Raw genomic sequence first — 14,793 nt, 5'->3', positions numbered from 1 at the left:
CCCGCGTGCGCCAGCGGGGCATGGCCGGTGGCCGATGCCGCCAGCCTCGCCACGGCCGGCGCCCCCATCCGAACCGGATCCCAGGGGGTGGTCGGCGTCAACCGGCCCCCGGCCGGGAGTCAGAGCGGGCGTCGTCCCACTCCGGTTCGTCCCCGCGCACCCACCCGGGGTGCACCGGCAGCGGCAGATCGGGCACCAGCCGCCGCAGGGCGTCGCCCTCCGGGTCGCCGGCCCGTTCCACCGCCCGGATCTTCTGGTCCGCGAAGGCCAGGATGGCCTCCACGTCGATGCCCAGGTAGTGGGGCCGGTACCGCTCCAGGTACCGGCGCGCCTTGGCCAGGTTCCGCCGCACCCCCCGCGGCGTCCCCCGGTCGCGGCGCACGAAGGCGGCGGCCAGGATGATCAGGCCGTGGTAGAAGTCGCTGCGACACCGGCGCCACGCCTCCTCCAGCACCTCGTGGCTCTCGAAGAACCGGCCGCGGTGGTACAGGTGGAGGAATGCGGCCAGCGGCGCCGGCACCAGGGCCGGGGGCACGGCACCGGTCGCGGCCGGTTCGTCCCCCTCCTGCGGGCTCCGTCCGTCCGATGCGCCGGACCCCTCCGGCGCATCCCCTCCTTCCGAAGCACCGAACCCCTTTGGCGCATCCCGTCCTTCCGAAGCGCCGGACCCCTCTGGCGCATCCCGTCCTTCCGCTGCGCCGGACCCCTGCGGCGCGCGCCGCCCTCCCGGTGCGTCCGAGCCTGGGGGCGCGCCCCGCCCTGCCGATGCGCCCGACCCCTGCGGCGCGCCGGGTCGTCCCGAGGCGCCGGGCCCCGGCCGGGCGGCCGCACCGCCCGGCGCGGCCGCCCCGCCCCCCTCTTGGGGCGCCGCATCCCGGCCTCGCCCCCCGGCCTTGGCCCCGCCGGCGCCCGCGGGCTTCCGCGCCACCGCCACGAGCCGGCGGCTCTCCGGGGAGAGGGGCGCACCGTTCTCGTCGTAGAATCCCACGGGCTCGAGCCCCGCCTGGCGCAGCAGCGCCCCGAGCTCCGCCGGGGTGTACAGCCGCACGAAGAACCGGCCGCGGCGCACCCGCCCCTGGCGGATCACCGTCCGCTGGGTCACGACGCGCCCCGTCACCGGATCCCACCGGTGGGCGTCGATCAGGAAGTCGTCGCCGCGTTCGACCACGTTGAAGGGGGCGAAGCGGGCCAGCAGCGCGTCCCGGTGCTGGGTCTCGAGGAGGAACCGGCCCCCCGGCCGCAGGGCCGCCGCCACCTGCCGGAGCACCTCCAGGTTCTCCTCGTCCACGAAGTAGCCGAAGCTGGTGAACACGTTGAAGGCGGCGTCGAACCGGTCGCGCCAGGGCAGGCGGCGCATGTCGCCCTCGACCCACTCCACCTCGACCCCCTGGCGGGTGGCGGCCTCCCGGGCCCGGGCCAGGAACCCCGGGCTCCGGTCGAGCCCCGTCACCCGCACCCCCATGGCGGCCAGGGGCACCGCGACGCGACCGTGGCCGCAGGCCAGGTCGAGCACCGCCTGCCCCGGCCGCAGGCCGAGGAGCGTCCAGATCAGGGCCACCTCCCGCTGGGTGCGCTCGGGGGTGAGCATGGGCTCGTAGAAGTAGAGGTAGTCGTCCGGATCGAAGACGGCGTCGAAGTCGAAGGCCGGTTCGTCCGCCACGGCACCACCTCCCCTCCCCGCCCACGCCGGGTCGGGCCGGTTTGCCATGCCAAACCCTGGCCCGGGGCGCAGGGAATGGCTGTTCGCAAGTGGAAAGCTACCCTCGACGGCAGACCTCCGGTGCCCGCGGCGGGTCCCGGCCCATCGGCGGGCCGTGGGCGCGCCTCCCCCATCACGCCCCGGAGACCGAGGTGGCCCATGCAACGCGTGCAAGAGGTGGCAGGGCGGGTGCTGGCCAGCGTCGAGCGGGCCGTCGTGGGCAAGCGGGCGGAGATCCGCTATCTCTTCGCCGCCCTGCTGGCCAACCGCCACGTGCTCATCGAAGACGTCCCCGGCGTCGGCAAGACCACCATGGTGCGGGCCCTGGCCCGCTCCATCGATTGTACCTTTCGGAGGATCCAGTTCACACCGGACCTGTTGCCGTCGGACATCACCGGCCTGTCGGTGTACGACCCGAGCACGCGCCAGTTCACCTTCCGGCCGGGGCCGATCCACAGCCAGGTGGTGCTGGCCGACGAGATCAACCGCACCTCGCCGAAGACCCAGTCGGCGCTGCTGGAGGCCATGGAGGAGGGGCAGGTGACGGTGGACGGGCAGACCTACCCGTTGCCGCGGCCTTTCTTCGTCCTGGCGACCCAGAACCCCATCGAGTACGAGGGGACCTTCCCCCTGCCCGAGTCGCAGCTCGACCGGTTCGGCCTGCGCATCCGCCTGGGCTACCCCAGCCCGGCGGAGGAACGAGCCATCCTGGACCTGCACCATGCCGGGCGGCCCGTGGACGCGGTGGAGCCGGTCACCACCGCGGACGAGATCGTGGAGCTGCAGCAGCGGGTCACGCAGGTCCACGTGGCGGACAGCGTCAAGGACTACGTGGTGCGGATCGTCCAGGCGACCCGGGTCCACGGCGCGGTGTACCTCGGTGCGAGCCCCCGGGCCAGCCTCAGCCTGTACCGCCTGAGCCAGGCCCTGGCTGCCATGGACGGCCGCGACTACGTGCTGCCCGACGACGTCAAGGAGCTGGCGCCGCTGGTGCTGGCCCACCGGCTGGTGCTCCACCCGGAGGCCCGGTGGCAGGAGACGGACCCCGAGGCGGTGGTCCGGGACGTGCTGGAGCACGTACCGGCGCCGGTGGAACGCCGCGTCGGCGGGCTGCTCGGCCGCCGCTAGGAGGACCGGCGATGCCACCCGCGACGCCCCTGCGGACGATCCGGCTGCAGAGCTGGGGCATGCCGTTCTGGACCCTGGTCGCCCTGGTCTTCGCCGTGACCACCGGCGGCCCCGTCCCCTGGTTCCTCGTCAAGTTCCTGGCGGCCCTCCACCTGCTGGCCGCGCTCTGGGCCTGGGCCCTGGCCCGCGGCCTCGACGTGGAGGTGCGCGTCGACCGGCGGCGGGCGACGGTCGGCGAGCCGGTGGAGGTGGAGGTGTTCGTCCACAACGGGTCGATCCTGCCGGTGCCCCGCCTGGCGGTGTCGCTGCCGGGTCCGGTGGCGGGGGTGCTCGCGCCATCGGGGCCCGGGACGACGGACGCGAGCGCACCTGGGGCGGCGGATGCGGGCGCAGCCGGAGCGACGGACGCGGGCGCGGGCGCGGCGACGGGCACGGCCAGGGGAAGGGGGTGGCACCCCGGTTCCCGCGCGGGGTGGACGGGTCCGGGGCGATGGACGGATCCGGGGGGACGAACCAGCACCTCGGCGGCGACGGATCCCCGGCGGTGGAACGGTGCCCTTGGGCCGGCGGCGGCCCCGGCCGGCATGGGGCCGACCGCCGGCCCGCACGGGTCGGCACCGCGGCCCATGACGGGCCCTGGGCGCACGGTCGCGGGAGCGGGCGGGGCGGCGGCTCCCGCGCGATCGACGACGCCAACGTTCGCGGGGGGCCCGGCCGCGGGCGGCCGGCGCCGGCAGCATTCGCGAGGAGGGTCGGCCCCGGGCGAGGGGCCGCGGCACCGGTCGGGACGGGGTCCGTTCCCGCACCGTCGGCGGTGCCGGTGAAGGCGGCCCCGGTGGCGGCGTCCCCGGTAGCGGCGGCGCCGGCGGCGGTGCCGTTGGCGGCGGGGGTCGGCTCCGGAACGGGGGTCGCCTCCCGGCCGCCGGCCGGGGACCCCGTCGCGACGGGGTCCGGTCCCGGGCGGCCGGCCAGCACACCGGTCGGGAGGGGACCGGACCCCGTCCAGCCGGCCGCGGCGGGCAGGCCCTCGGGCCCCGTGCTCTACCGCAGCCTGGGCCCGTGGGGCAGCCTGGTGTGGCGCCAGACGCTGGTGGTACTGCGGCGCGGCCGCTACACCCTGGGTCCGGTGACCGTCGAGCTGCAGGAACCCCTGGGCATCTTCCGCGTCCGGCGGGAGGCGGCGGCGGAGGCCGTGCTGACGGTGTACCCGCGCGTCGTGCCGGTGGACGAGCTGGCCGTGCTGCCCCGCCAGCCCTTCGGGCAGCAGCGGGTGGACACCCGCGCCTGGCAGGACCCCTCGAGCCTCGCCGACGTGCGTCCCTTCCGGCCCGGCGACAACCCGAAGCACATCCACTGGAAGCTCTCGGCGCGGCTGGACGAGCTCCACGTCAAGGAGTTCGAGCTGCGCGCGACCACCGACTGCTTCCTGTTCGTGGACCTCGGCGACCCGGCGGACGGGGCCGTCGACGCGGACATGCCGGTGGCCATGGCGCTCGCCGACGGTGGGGAGGCCGGCGGCTTCGCAGCCGCGGCGGAGCCGGCGGCGGCCGAGGACGGGTCGGCCCCGGAGGCTGGGGGGGCCGCCGCGACGGAGGCGAGGCGGCGTGCGCCCGGGCCGACCGGCACCGGTCACCGGCGCGGGCCCGCACCGGGCACGTCCTCGACGGAGGGGAAGCGGGGCGCCCTGGCGGGTCCGGACGCACCGGCCGGCGGTGCGGCCGGTGCCGTGGACGATGGCCGCCCCGGCGAGCCGGGCGCGGCCGCGGTCCGTGACGCCCCGGCGGGCGCGATGGAGGCGGTGCCGGCCGTCTCCCTGGCTCCTGGGGAGTGGGTGGCCGGCGTGACGGCCGGCGTCGCGGCCCTGGCCCTGGACCGCGAGCTGACGGTGGCCGCCGCCGCCCCGGCCCACGGCTCCCCTCGCCTGCCGCCTGGCCGCGGCCCCCAGCACTTCCGTCGCCTGCTGGAGTGGCTGCTCGACCTGGAGGGGGCGGCAGGCATGCCCCTGGCCGAATTCCTGGCCGCCCAGCGCCGCTGGCTGACCCCGCGATCGGCGGTGCTGGTGGTGACCCACCGGCTGGATCGCCGGCTGGCCCGCGTGCTGGTGCAGCTGCGCGGCCAGGGCCATGCGGTGGGGGTGTGGCTCGTCCGCGCGACCCCGGATGCGGCCGACGGGACGCGGGCCCCCTTTGGGATCGACGGCGGGGCCGACGGCGCCGGTGCGCCCTGGGGGCGTCCGCCGTCGGGTCCGGAGGAGCGCCGTGAACGCCGCAACCCGAGCCGCAGCGGGATCCGGCGCCGCGGGGGTGGCGGACGATCCGAACCCGGTGCCCCAGCCGCGGACCCGCCGGCGCCGGGAAGGACCGCATCGGCCCGCACACCGGGGTCCCGGGCGGCCGCACCGCCGCGTGCACCGGGGTCCGCGGAGGCGGTGGCGGCGGGGGTGCCGGCCTCCGGCGCGACCGTGCCGGCGGGAGCGACGGGGCCCGGCGACGTCGGCCTGGGCCCGCGGTCGGGAGCGCCCTCCGCCGAGCCGCCGGGCCTGGACGAGACCGAGACCCTGCTGCGCTCGCTGGTCAGGGCGGGGGTGGCCGTCCACCCCGTGGGGGTCCCGCCTGCGGTGCCCGTCGCCCGCGGCACCGCCCTCGGGCCCGGCGGCGCCGACGCGCTGGCGTCGCGGCGACGGAGGTGGGGGCCGTGAGCGTCCGGGCCGCCCCCGAGGAGGACCGGCGGAACCCCTCGGGACCCGGCTGGCACGCCCCGCGGTGGCGGGCCGCGCCCCCGGCGGGGAGGTCCTCGCCGTCCCGCACGCCCCTCCCCGCACGCCTCCGGGCGGCCTGGGACCGGGGGCGGCTGCCGGTGATCAGCCCCTGGTACCTCGTGCTGCTGGTCCTCGGGGTGGCCAGCACCCTGGCCATGGTCCACGGCCTCGCCCCCTTCCTGGGCTGGGCCCCGCGCAGCCCCGAACCCGGCCGGCTGGTGCTGACGGTGGCCGCCCTGCTCTGGCCGCTGCTGACCTTTCCCGCGGTCCTCCTACTGGGAGCCGGCGCCGCGGCCGCCTGGGTGGGGTGGCTGGCCCTGCGCCATCCGGACCGGCTGACCCTGCTGGTGGACTCGGGCCTGCCGCTCGTCGGCGCCGGCCTCGCCGCCCGCTGGGGCGGCGTGCTCGAGGCGCTCTGGCTCGGGACCTACCGCCGGCTGCCCCCGGAGCTGCTGGCGCCGGGCACCGCGCTGCTGGCCGGGTTGCACCTGGCCCTGGTCTTCGCGGCCGCCCGCCGTCCCGCCCTGGCCATGGTGCCCGCGGTGACCGGCGGCCTGGCCCTGCTCCTCGCCTGGTTCTACGGCGAGCTGCCCCACCCCCACGGACCCCTGGCGACCTATGCGATCCTCGCCTTCACCTTCGTGGCCGTGGCCCGGGCGACGGCGGCCGGGCCGGGGGCCGCCCGCCACGTGCCGGGGCGGCTGGTCGTCCCCGTGGCGACCCAGGCGCTGGCGGTGATCGTCATCGCCGCCCTGCTGGCCGGGTCGCTCCCGTTCCTGGACGAACCGGCCGCCGACTGGGTGTCCCTCACCAGCCTGGCCAACCGCTGGCTGCCCTTCACCACCGCCGACCGGGCCGGCGGCTGGGGCGCCATCCCCGGCTCCCGCGGCGGCATGCAGGTGGCGCCGCGGCAGTTCCTGGGCGGCCCCTTCTTCGCCGACGGCACGCCGCTGATGACGGTGGAGCTCGCGGGCGACGCGATCCCCGCCACCGTCTACCTGCGGGGCGCCACCCGCCTGAGCTACGACGGGCGTTCTTGGGGACCGCCCACGGACCGGCCGTGGCTCAGCCGGCCGGGCCTCTCCCTCTGGCGGGCCAGCGGCGGCGAGGGCGGACGCGCATGGTACGCGGCCAACGGCTACGCGGATCCCGCCGCCCCGGTCCCGGCCATGGAGGGGGCCCGGGTGCTGGTGCAGGCCATCACGCCCCGCCAGCCGGTGCACCCGTTCCTCTACGCCGCCTTCGAGGCTCGCGACGTCCAGGGGCGTTCACCCCTGGTCCAGTGGCCCCAGGGGCGACCGGACCGCGGGGGCGCGTCCGGCCCGCCCGTCATGCGCACGGTGGACGACACCCTCCTCGTGTTCGCGCCCCATGGCGGCCCCTACACCGTGCGCTCGCGGGTGCCGCGCATCGACCCCGAGCGCGCCCGGCGCGCCGCCGCCGTGGCGGAAGCGCGAGACCCCGCCTGGCGGGCCGACCCGGCCCTCGCGCCCTACCTCGAGCTGCCGCCGGAGCTGCCGGAGCGGGTTCGCGAGCTGGCCGCCCGGCTGACCGCGGATCACCGCAACCCCTACGACCGGGCGCGGGCCATCGAGGCCTACCTGCGCACCCTGCGCTACGACCCCAACATGCCCTTCACGCCGGAGGGGCGGGATTTCGTCGACTACTTCCTCTTCGACCTGCGGCGCGGCTACTGCGTCGCCTTCGCCTCGGCGGCCGTGGTGATGCTGCGCAGCATCGGGCTGCCGGCCCGGTGGGTGGAGGGATTCATCGTGCCCACCGGCGGCCAGCCCGGCACGTACCTGGTCACCGCTGCCCAGGCCCACGCCTGGCCCGAGGTGCTGATCCCCGGCTACGGGTGGATCCCCCTGGAGCCCACGCCGGCCTACCCCGAGGGTCCGCTGGTTGCGGCCCCCGTCGCCGCCCAGGGGGTCACGGAGAGCGCGGCGAGCGACGGCCCGCAGGAGGTGCCCGGCCCGGCCCCCCGGCCCCGCCCGGCGGACGAACCGGCCGAGGCCCCGGAGGACCCCAGCGCCGGCTCCACGCCGGCCGACCGGGACGGAGCCGCGCCACGGGCGGGGGGCCTGGCGATGGCGCTCGCAGGGGTCGCGGCGGCCGCGGCGGCGGCTGCCGCCGCGGCCGCCGCGGTGGCCCTGGCCCGCCGGCGCCGCCCGGGCGGCGCATCCCGCCCGGGCGGCGCCGGCCGCGAGGGCGGGGTCCCGCCGGACCCCGCCCTCGCGGCGCGGGCCGTGTTCGTCCAGGTGGAGCGGTGGCTCGACCGCCTGGGGCACGGACGGCTGCCGTCGCTGACGGCGCGGGAGTACGCCCGCTGGCTGGAGCGGCGCATCCCCGAGCTGTCCCCGGCCTGGGAGCGGCTGGCCACGCTGTACGAGATGGCCCGATACGGCCGCGGCGGCCTCGCCCTGGACGACGTCCAGCAGACGGCGCGGGCCCTGCGCCGCGATCTGGAGGGCCACTTCGGCTGGCGGTTCCGCTGGGTGCGCCTGACGCCCGATGTCGCCGCCCTGGCCGCCACCGTCGGGGAACGGGCCACCCAGCTCCGCACCGCCCTGACGGGCTGGTGGCAGGGCACCCGGGTGGGCGCCCGCGTCACCGCCTGGCGGCGCAGCCGCCGACGCCGGGATCCGCGATCGGGCCCGCGCCGGCCGGCCCAGCCCGTGGCCCGGCCGGCAGGCCGGTTCGTCCAGCCGGCGCCGCCCCCAACCGGCCGCTGGCGCCGCGCCGCACACCCGGGACACTGGCAAGGCGATCCCGGATCGTAGGGGCATCGGCCGGTCCCATCGGCCGCGCCCCGCCGGGGCCCACGGCCCGGCCGGCCCCGGCGCCGGCTCCCGGAGGTGCCGAAGGCGGCGTTCCCGCAGGCGGGTGCGGGGCTCTTCCCGGCGTTCCTGCACTGCGGTGCGGGGACCCCTCCCGGCGTTCCCGCACTGCGGCGCGGGGGCCCTTCCCGGCCTTCCCGCACTGCGGTGCGGGGACCCCTCCCGGCGTGCCCGCACTTCGGTACAGGGGTCCTTCCCGGCGTTCCCGCCGTCGATAGGGGCCGTTTCCGGCGTTCCCCCCGGGCCGGTACCCGACCTTCCTCGGGCAGCCGCAGGGCGGTCCGGTTGCCGTGGCCAGGTCCTTCCGAGGCATCCCGGGCGGTGGTGGGCTCGTCGGCGATCAGCCGCTGGCGCTCGCAGGCCACGGCCGTGGTGATCATCGCGGGCTGGCGCGTGCCGCCCGGCACCGGACAGCAAGTCCTTCCATGCCCGCGATCCGGAAGAGCACAAGCGGGCGCGGCTCCCTTCCCGGACCCGGCCGAGGCACGGCAGCCGACGGCGCCCCCCTCCCCGGAATGTCCGTGTAACGTTTCGGTAGGTGAGGGTCGAGGCAAATAGAAAAGGCCTCACCCGGAGGCTGTCCCTGCATCGGGACGGCTTCCCCAGCGGCAGTCGGAGGGTGAGGCCCCATGCTCAGCATACACGCTGTGCGCGAACTTTTCCTCCAGACATTGCGGGAACTGGCGGAGCTGGTGACGGAGGACCGATCGTTTGGCGAACTGGAGGAAGCCGTTCAGCGGCTCAGCGGCCGGCTGACACTGCGGCTGCTGGAGTGGGTGTTGGCCGGGATCGATGAGCGACTGATGCAGGAGCGGGACCCGAGCCGATATGAGTGCCTGGATACGCGGGAGCGGGTCCTGGACACGCCGCTGGGCGAGTTGCAGGTGAAGCGACGTTACTACCGGGACCGGGCGACGGGCCAGGGTGTGTTCTTGCTGGATGAAGCACTGGGCTTGGAATCGCGGCGGCGACTGTCGCCGCGGCTGGAAGCGCTGTGCCGGCGGCTCGCGACGGAGATGCCGTATCACCGAGCGGCGGCGGTCCTGCGGGAGTTGACGGCGGGGCAGGCACCGGCGCGGGCGATGACGGTGTGGCGGGCGTCCCAACGGGCGGGGCGCCGGTTGAAGGAGGCGGCGGAGCGGCTACGGCGGTCGGTGTTCGTGGAGGGCCAGGTGCCGGAAGGCCGGCGCCGGAGCGTCGAGCTGCATGCCGAAGCGGACGAGGTTTATCTGCGGGGTCGAGGGCAACCGGTGGTGTTGAAGCTGGGGGTCGCGTACGAAGGCAAGCAAGCCGTGGGTTCGAACCGGCAAGCGCTGCGGGAGCGGCGGGTCGTGGCGGGGGTGATGCCGGGGACGGCCTTTTGGGAGCAGGCGAGCGCCTATTGGGGGACGCACTGGGATCTGAGCGCGGTCCAGGCTTGTTACCTCGGAGGCGATGGGGCGCATTGGGTCAAGCAGGGGTTGCAGTACTTCCCCCGCGCGTGTTACCGGCTGGATCCGTTCCACCTGCGGCGAGCCCTGCGGGAGGCGTTATCGCCTTCCGAGGAGACGTACGCCCAGGTGTGCCGGGCCATCGAAGCGGGGGATTGGGCGGGCGTGGAGTCGGCGCTTCGCCAGACGCTACGGGGGCGGCGTGGTCCGGCGCGGGAGCGCTTGTTGCGGCTGCGCGGCTACTTGCGGGAGCACTGGGACGGGATTGTGGCTTCTGGGGAAGCGCCGCGGCTGGGGGCGATCGAAGCGGAGGTCTTTCACGTCCTTGCGCGACGGATGAAACGGCATGGGGCGCGTTGGAGTGAACGCGGCGCCGACCACTTGGCGCGGCTCTTGAGCGAACGCGTGGACCCCCACTGGCGCGCGGTCCTCGGCGGCCGGCCCCTGCAGATTTCGCCCGGCGTGCGGCAGGCGACACGCCAGGCCGTTCAGCGCGTGATGCGCCAGCTCGAGGAGGACCCAGCCCGTTGGCTGCGTGCCCGCATCCCAGCGCTCACCGGGCCGCATGCGACCAAACCCTGGGTTCAGGTGCTGCGCGACCTGGCCCATGTCCACGCACCGGTGGCTTGACAGCCGATTCACCGCTGGGGGCACCCACCGGAACGTGACACGGACCCCCGGAATCGGACCGCTGGACACCGCCCGCGTCCACGGCCCACAATGGGCAGGGAGCCTCTTGAGGAGGAGAGGACGCGATGGGCGTCAGCGAGCAGGGTGCATCACCGGGCGGCGGGGCCCGGGCCCGCATTGACCGGGTCCTCTTCCGGGAAGAGGCGCTGGCGGCCAAGGTGCGGGAGCTGGCGGAGCGCATCCGCCAGGACTACGCCGGGGCCGTCGGCGCGGGGCCCGGCCGGGCGCCGCTGACGGTGGTGGGCATCCTCAAGGGCGCCTTCGTCTTCACCGCCGACCTGGTGCGGGCGCTGGGCGCGCTGGAGGTGCCGCTGCAGGTGGACTTCATGGCCGTCTCCAGCTACGGCTCGGCGACCCAGACGTCGGGGATCATCCGCATCCTGAAGGACCTGGACCGGCCCATCCGCGGCCAGCACGTGCTGCTGATCGAGGACATCGTGGACACCGGCCTGACGTTGCGCTACCTGCGCGAGCACCTCATGGCCCAGGATCCCGCGTCCCTGAAGGCGTGCGTGCTGCTCGACAAGCCGGAGCGGCGCGTGGTGGACGTGCCCGTGGAGTACGTCGGTTTCACCATCCCGGACGAGTTCGTCGTGGGCTACGGGATCGACTACGCGGAGCAGTTCCGCTATCTGCCGTACATCGCCTGCGTACGGCTGGAGGGGTGAGGGCAGGGGCCCGGGCTTGCCGTCCCCCGGGCCGGAGGACGGGAGGGCGCGGCCCGGCCTCCCGTCGGCCCAGGCCGCAGCGGGCGCGGCGACGGTCGCGCCACCGCGCGTCGGGAGGGCCGCGGTCCATCGGGAGGGCGGCACTCCGGGCCGCACTCCAGGCCGGAGGGGTCCGCCACGGCCGGGGAGTCGGCTGCGGCCCGATGCGGCGGAACGGTCCTGACGCCCAGTCTTCCGCGCGGGGTCCCACCCGCCTCCGGCGCGGTCCCGGCCTGAAGCGCCGGGATCGACCCCGCGGGCGTGGGGATCGACCGCGGACGCTAGGAGCGACGCGCCGGCGCCGGGATCGACCCCGCGGGCATGGGGATCGACCGCGGACGCTGGAAGCGAGGCGCCGGCGCCGGGATCGGGCGCTGCGGCGGGGGGACCGACCTGCGGCCGTTGGGATCGACGCGCCGCCGCCGGGATCGACCCGCGGCCGCCGGGGTCGATGCGCCGGCGCCGGGACCGCTCCTGGGACGCGGGAACCGGCCCCGGCGCGGGGGTCTCCCCTCCGGCCCGCGGGGGCCTCCCCTCCGGCCCCAGGAAAAGGAAGGCGAAGCCTTCGTCCCGAAGTCTCTATTGCCGTGTCGGTCGCCTGAACGCGAATACCGGAAAGGGGGCGATGCCGTGTTCCGTCGCGGGCAATGGGTGCGCCACCTCCGGACCGGCGAGCTGGGGGTCATCGTCCGGCTCCGCAGCTCCCGGCAGTCCATCCGCGTGCGCTGGCAATCCGGACAGGAGCAGGAGTGCACCTCGGAGGACGTCGAACCCTGGGACCCGCCGCCGGGCGTGGACCCTGCCCGGTTCATGGCATCGAGCCAGCGAGGCTCCGCCGACCGACGGAGCGCCTCCGGCGAGTGACCGGCGGATCGGCGGGTCGTTGGGCGCGTCGTCGGCCGGCCTGGGACCCCCCAGCGGCGCCCGCATACCCGGGCGCAGTCGAGGCGGATCGCTCGGCCAATCTTGCGTCGGCATGAACACCCGTACGGCACCCGGGTGCGCCGGGTGCAGTCGGAGCGGATCGTCGGGCGAGTCGTTGGACGGCACGCGACGGCGTCGATGGGCGGGGCACCAGGCGACGGCAAGCCAACGCGGTCCATGGTCTGCGGACGAACCCGGCCCCGCGGCGCGGCCGCCTCTCCGGCGGCCGCGCCGCGGCGTGCTGGGCGTCGATCCCATGACGCCGGGCGAACGGTGCTCCCGACGGTTCGCGCCGGGGGATCGCACCCCGGACCCCAAGCCAACCCATCGCACCCCGGGCCGTGCAGCCTTGAGGCCGCCGGTGCCCGGGTGGATCGGGGTTCCCCCCGGCCTGGGGCGTCCTCGGAGGACCCCGCCTAGCCGGTGCGCCCGCTGGCCGCGCACCGACGGGGCGATGCGCCGCCAATCGCTCCAGACGTGCCGCCCTCGATTCCTCGCGGGTAGAGGGCGGGCGGTTCCGGAGCGCAAGCGCTCGCCAAAGCCCAGGCCCCGGCGGGCCATCGCCACGGCCGCCGCGCGGGGCGACAGCCCGTACCGGGCCATGAACTTGACCTTGCCGATCACGCTGGTGAAGGCCGGGTCGACGCGCCGGGTCGACGCGGAGCACCTCCACGCCTTCCCGGGCGGCCCGGGACATGAGCAGGGCGACCGCAGCCAGGCCGCATCCACCCGGGCAGGACCCCGGGCGCCGCTCAGTGCCCCTCCCGGACCGCGGCCCGGACCGATGCCCGGGCCGCTTCACCCCCCTTCCGGTGCCCATTCCCCTTCGCCCCCGTTCGGAGAGCCTCCGCCCGTGCGCAAGGCCCCCAAGTCGGCGGCCCCCAAGTCGGCGGCCCAGCCGGGGCCGTTCGAGGGCGTCCGGGCATCCTAAGCCCATGGGCAACCCCGTGAGGACGAGGGGATCCCAGGGCCAGCCGTTCCCCTCCGACGCCCCCCACGCCGGCCGGCTGGCGGCCGCAGCCCTTCCGCGGCCGACGTCCGGCGCGCCGGCGTCCGGCGATGCGCCGTCGGAGGAACCGGCGTCCCCGGCCCGGGTCTCCGCCGCTCGCCGCGCCCCGGGCCCCGGCGGGAGCGCCGCGCCGGCGCCCCGGACGGCCGGCGGGATCCCGGCGCCCGGAGCCCGGGGCGAGGCTGGAGCGGACGCCGGAGCGACCGCGGCCCACGGCGCCCACCGGGCCGCGTTCCTCCGGCACGTTGGCTTGGGCGACGTCCGGGTCCTGGCCGCCGAGGCCGCGCTGCTCGTGACCTACGTGCGCCGCGTGCTGCCGCTGGTGGACGAAGCCCTGGACCGGTGGCAACGGCGGGCCGCCGCGATCCCCGACCCCGAACTGCGACGGCAGGCCCTGGCCAGCATCCGCACCAAACGCTTCCACTGCGAGGGCGGCGCCGTGTTCGCGGCGGCGGTCCCGCCGGCGCGGCGGCGCGCGCTGGTGGAGGCGGTGGTGGCCCTGCAGACCATCAGCGACTACCTGGACAACCTGTGCGATCGCAGCGAGAGCCTGGATCCGGCCGACTACCGCCAACTGCACCGGGCCATGCTGGACGCCGTGACCCCGGCCGGGACCGCAGCGGGAGCGCCCCCCTCGGCCGCCGGTGCCTCCGCCACGACCGCCATGCGCGCCATGGCACCGGAGGGCGACGGCTGCCGGGATGCCGCGGCGGCCAGGCCGTCCGGGTTGCGCGCCACCGCGCCCGCCTCCCGATGCCGTCGCGCCCCGCCGGTCCCGCCGCTCGCCCGTCGACCGGACGCCCCCAGCCGCCCGGGCCCCGGCCCGTCGCCGGTGGCGCCGGTGGCGCCGGTGGCGCCGGCGTCGCCGCCGGCGCCGCCTGGCGCGGCGAACGGGTACTACCGCCTCCACCCGCACGGGGACGACGGCGGTTACCTGGAGGCCCTGGTGGCGACCTGCCGCGCGGCGCTGGCCACCTTCCCCGGCTACGGCGCCGTGGCGGGTGCGGTGCGCCGGCTGGTCTCCCTGTACAACGACCTGCAGGTCAACAAGCACGGCGATCCCCGAGGACGGCAGGCGCGCATGGCGGCCTGGTACCGGCGGGCGGCCGGGCGGTGGCACGGGCGCCTGGCGTGGTGGGAGTTCGCCGCCGCCTGCGGCTCGACCCTCGGGGTCTTCGCCCTCTTCCGGGAGGCGCTCCTCGAGCCGGATCCCCCGGCGCCCCGGATCCGGCGCCTGCTCGACGCCTACTTCCCCTGGATCGGCGGGCTGCACATCCTGCTGGACTACCTGATCGACCAGGCGGAAGACCGGGCCGGCGGCGACCTCAACCTGGTGGAGCCGTACGGGGATGCCGGCCGCGCCGGCCAAGGGCTCTCCGTCTTCGTCCGCGAGGCCGCCCGACGCGCCGCCCGCCTGCGGGACGCGCCCCTGCACCGCTTGGTGGTCGACGGCCTCTTGGGGCTCTACCTCTCCGATCCCAAGGTGGCCCAACAGCGGCTGGAGCCGGTGGTGCGGCACCTGCTGGCCAGCGGGGGAGCTGGCGCGCGCCTGTGCTTCGCGGCGAGCCGGTTCGTCCGACGATGGCGACGCCCCGGCGGCTGACGGCG

9 protein-coding genes are annotated in these 14,793 nt (G+C 76.6%); 8 read left to right on the top strand and 1 reads right to left on the bottom strand.

Features of this window, described 5'->3' with window-relative positions; genetic code table 11:
* Positions 1-97 precede the first annotated feature (97 nt).
* The gene (locus E1B22_RS05305) at positions 98-1,660 is read right to left on the bottom strand and encodes a DUF309 domain-containing protein (protein ID WP_243123761.1); all 1,563 of its coding nucleotides are present in this window, start codon (positions 1,658-1,660) and stop codon (positions 98-100) included.
* A gap of 198 nt (positions 1,661-1,858) precedes the next feature.
* Here E1B22_RS05305 and E1B22_RS05300 point away from each other — a divergent pair, with 198 nt between their 5' ends.
* From E1B22_RS05300 to E1B22_RS13845, 8 genes are all read left to right on the top strand, one after another.
* Positions 1,859-2,827, top strand: a complete 969-nt coding sequence (locus E1B22_RS05300) for a MoxR family ATPase (RefSeq protein ID WP_135224848.1) — start codon at positions 1,859-1,861, stop codon at positions 2,825-2,827.
* Positions 2,828-2,838: 11 nt separating this feature from the next.
* Complete coding sequence (locus E1B22_RS13165) at positions 2,839-3,651, top strand: hypothetical protein (RefSeq protein ID WP_243123760.1); 813 nt, start codon at positions 2,839-2,841, stop codon at positions 3,649-3,651.
* A 212-nt stretch (positions 3,652-3,863) separates the two neighbouring features.
* Positions 3,864-5,525, top strand: coding sequence for a DUF58 domain-containing protein (locus tag E1B22_RS05290; RefSeq protein ID WP_243123759.1), 1,662 nt, complete (start codon positions 3,864-3,866; stop codon positions 5,523-5,525).
* Positions 5,522-8,368: a transglutaminase domain-containing protein gene (locus tag E1B22_RS05285; protein ID WP_243123758.1), complete on the top strand. Its 2,847-nt coding sequence runs from the start codon at positions 5,522-5,524 to the stop codon at positions 8,366-8,368. The genes E1B22_RS05290 and E1B22_RS05285 overlap by 4 nt, the downstream gene beginning before the upstream one ends.
* A 686-nt stretch (positions 8,369-9,054) precedes the next feature.
* The gene (locus E1B22_RS05280) at positions 9,055-10,485 is read left to right on the top strand and encodes an ISLre2 family transposase (protein WP_135224609.1); all 1,431 of its coding nucleotides are present in this window, start codon (positions 9,055-9,057) and stop codon (positions 10,483-10,485) included.
* 125 nt (positions 10,486-10,610) lie between these two features.
* A complete protein-coding gene (gene hpt, locus E1B22_RS05275; RefSeq protein ID WP_135224847.1) occupies positions 10,611-11,213 on the top strand; it encodes a hypoxanthine phosphoribosyltransferase in 603 nt (200 codons plus the stop codon).
* A 669-nt stretch (positions 11,214-11,882) separates the two neighbouring features.
* On the top strand, positions 11,883-12,116 hold the full coding sequence (locus E1B22_RS05270; protein WP_135224846.1) for a hypothetical protein: 234 nt from the start codon (positions 11,883-11,885) through the stop codon (positions 12,114-12,116).
* Between the two features lie 1,319 nt (positions 12,117-13,435).
* Positions 13,436-14,788 carry a DUF2600 family protein gene (locus E1B22_RS13845; protein ID WP_305791215.1) on the top strand — a complete coding sequence of 451 codons (1,353 nt, stop codon included), beginning with the start codon at positions 13,436-13,438 and terminating at the stop codon, positions 14,786-14,788.
* The last annotated feature ends 5 nt before the right edge of the window (positions 14,789-14,793 follow it).

Source organism: Thermaerobacter sp. FW80, assembly GCF_004634385.1.
GTDB classification, from domain to species: Bacteria; Bacillota; Sulfobacillia; order Thermaerobacterales; family Thermaerobacteraceae; genus Thermaerobacter; species Thermaerobacter composti.
Note: the sequence above shows the minus strand (reverse complement) of the source record. Positions and strands in the feature narration are given on the sequence as shown.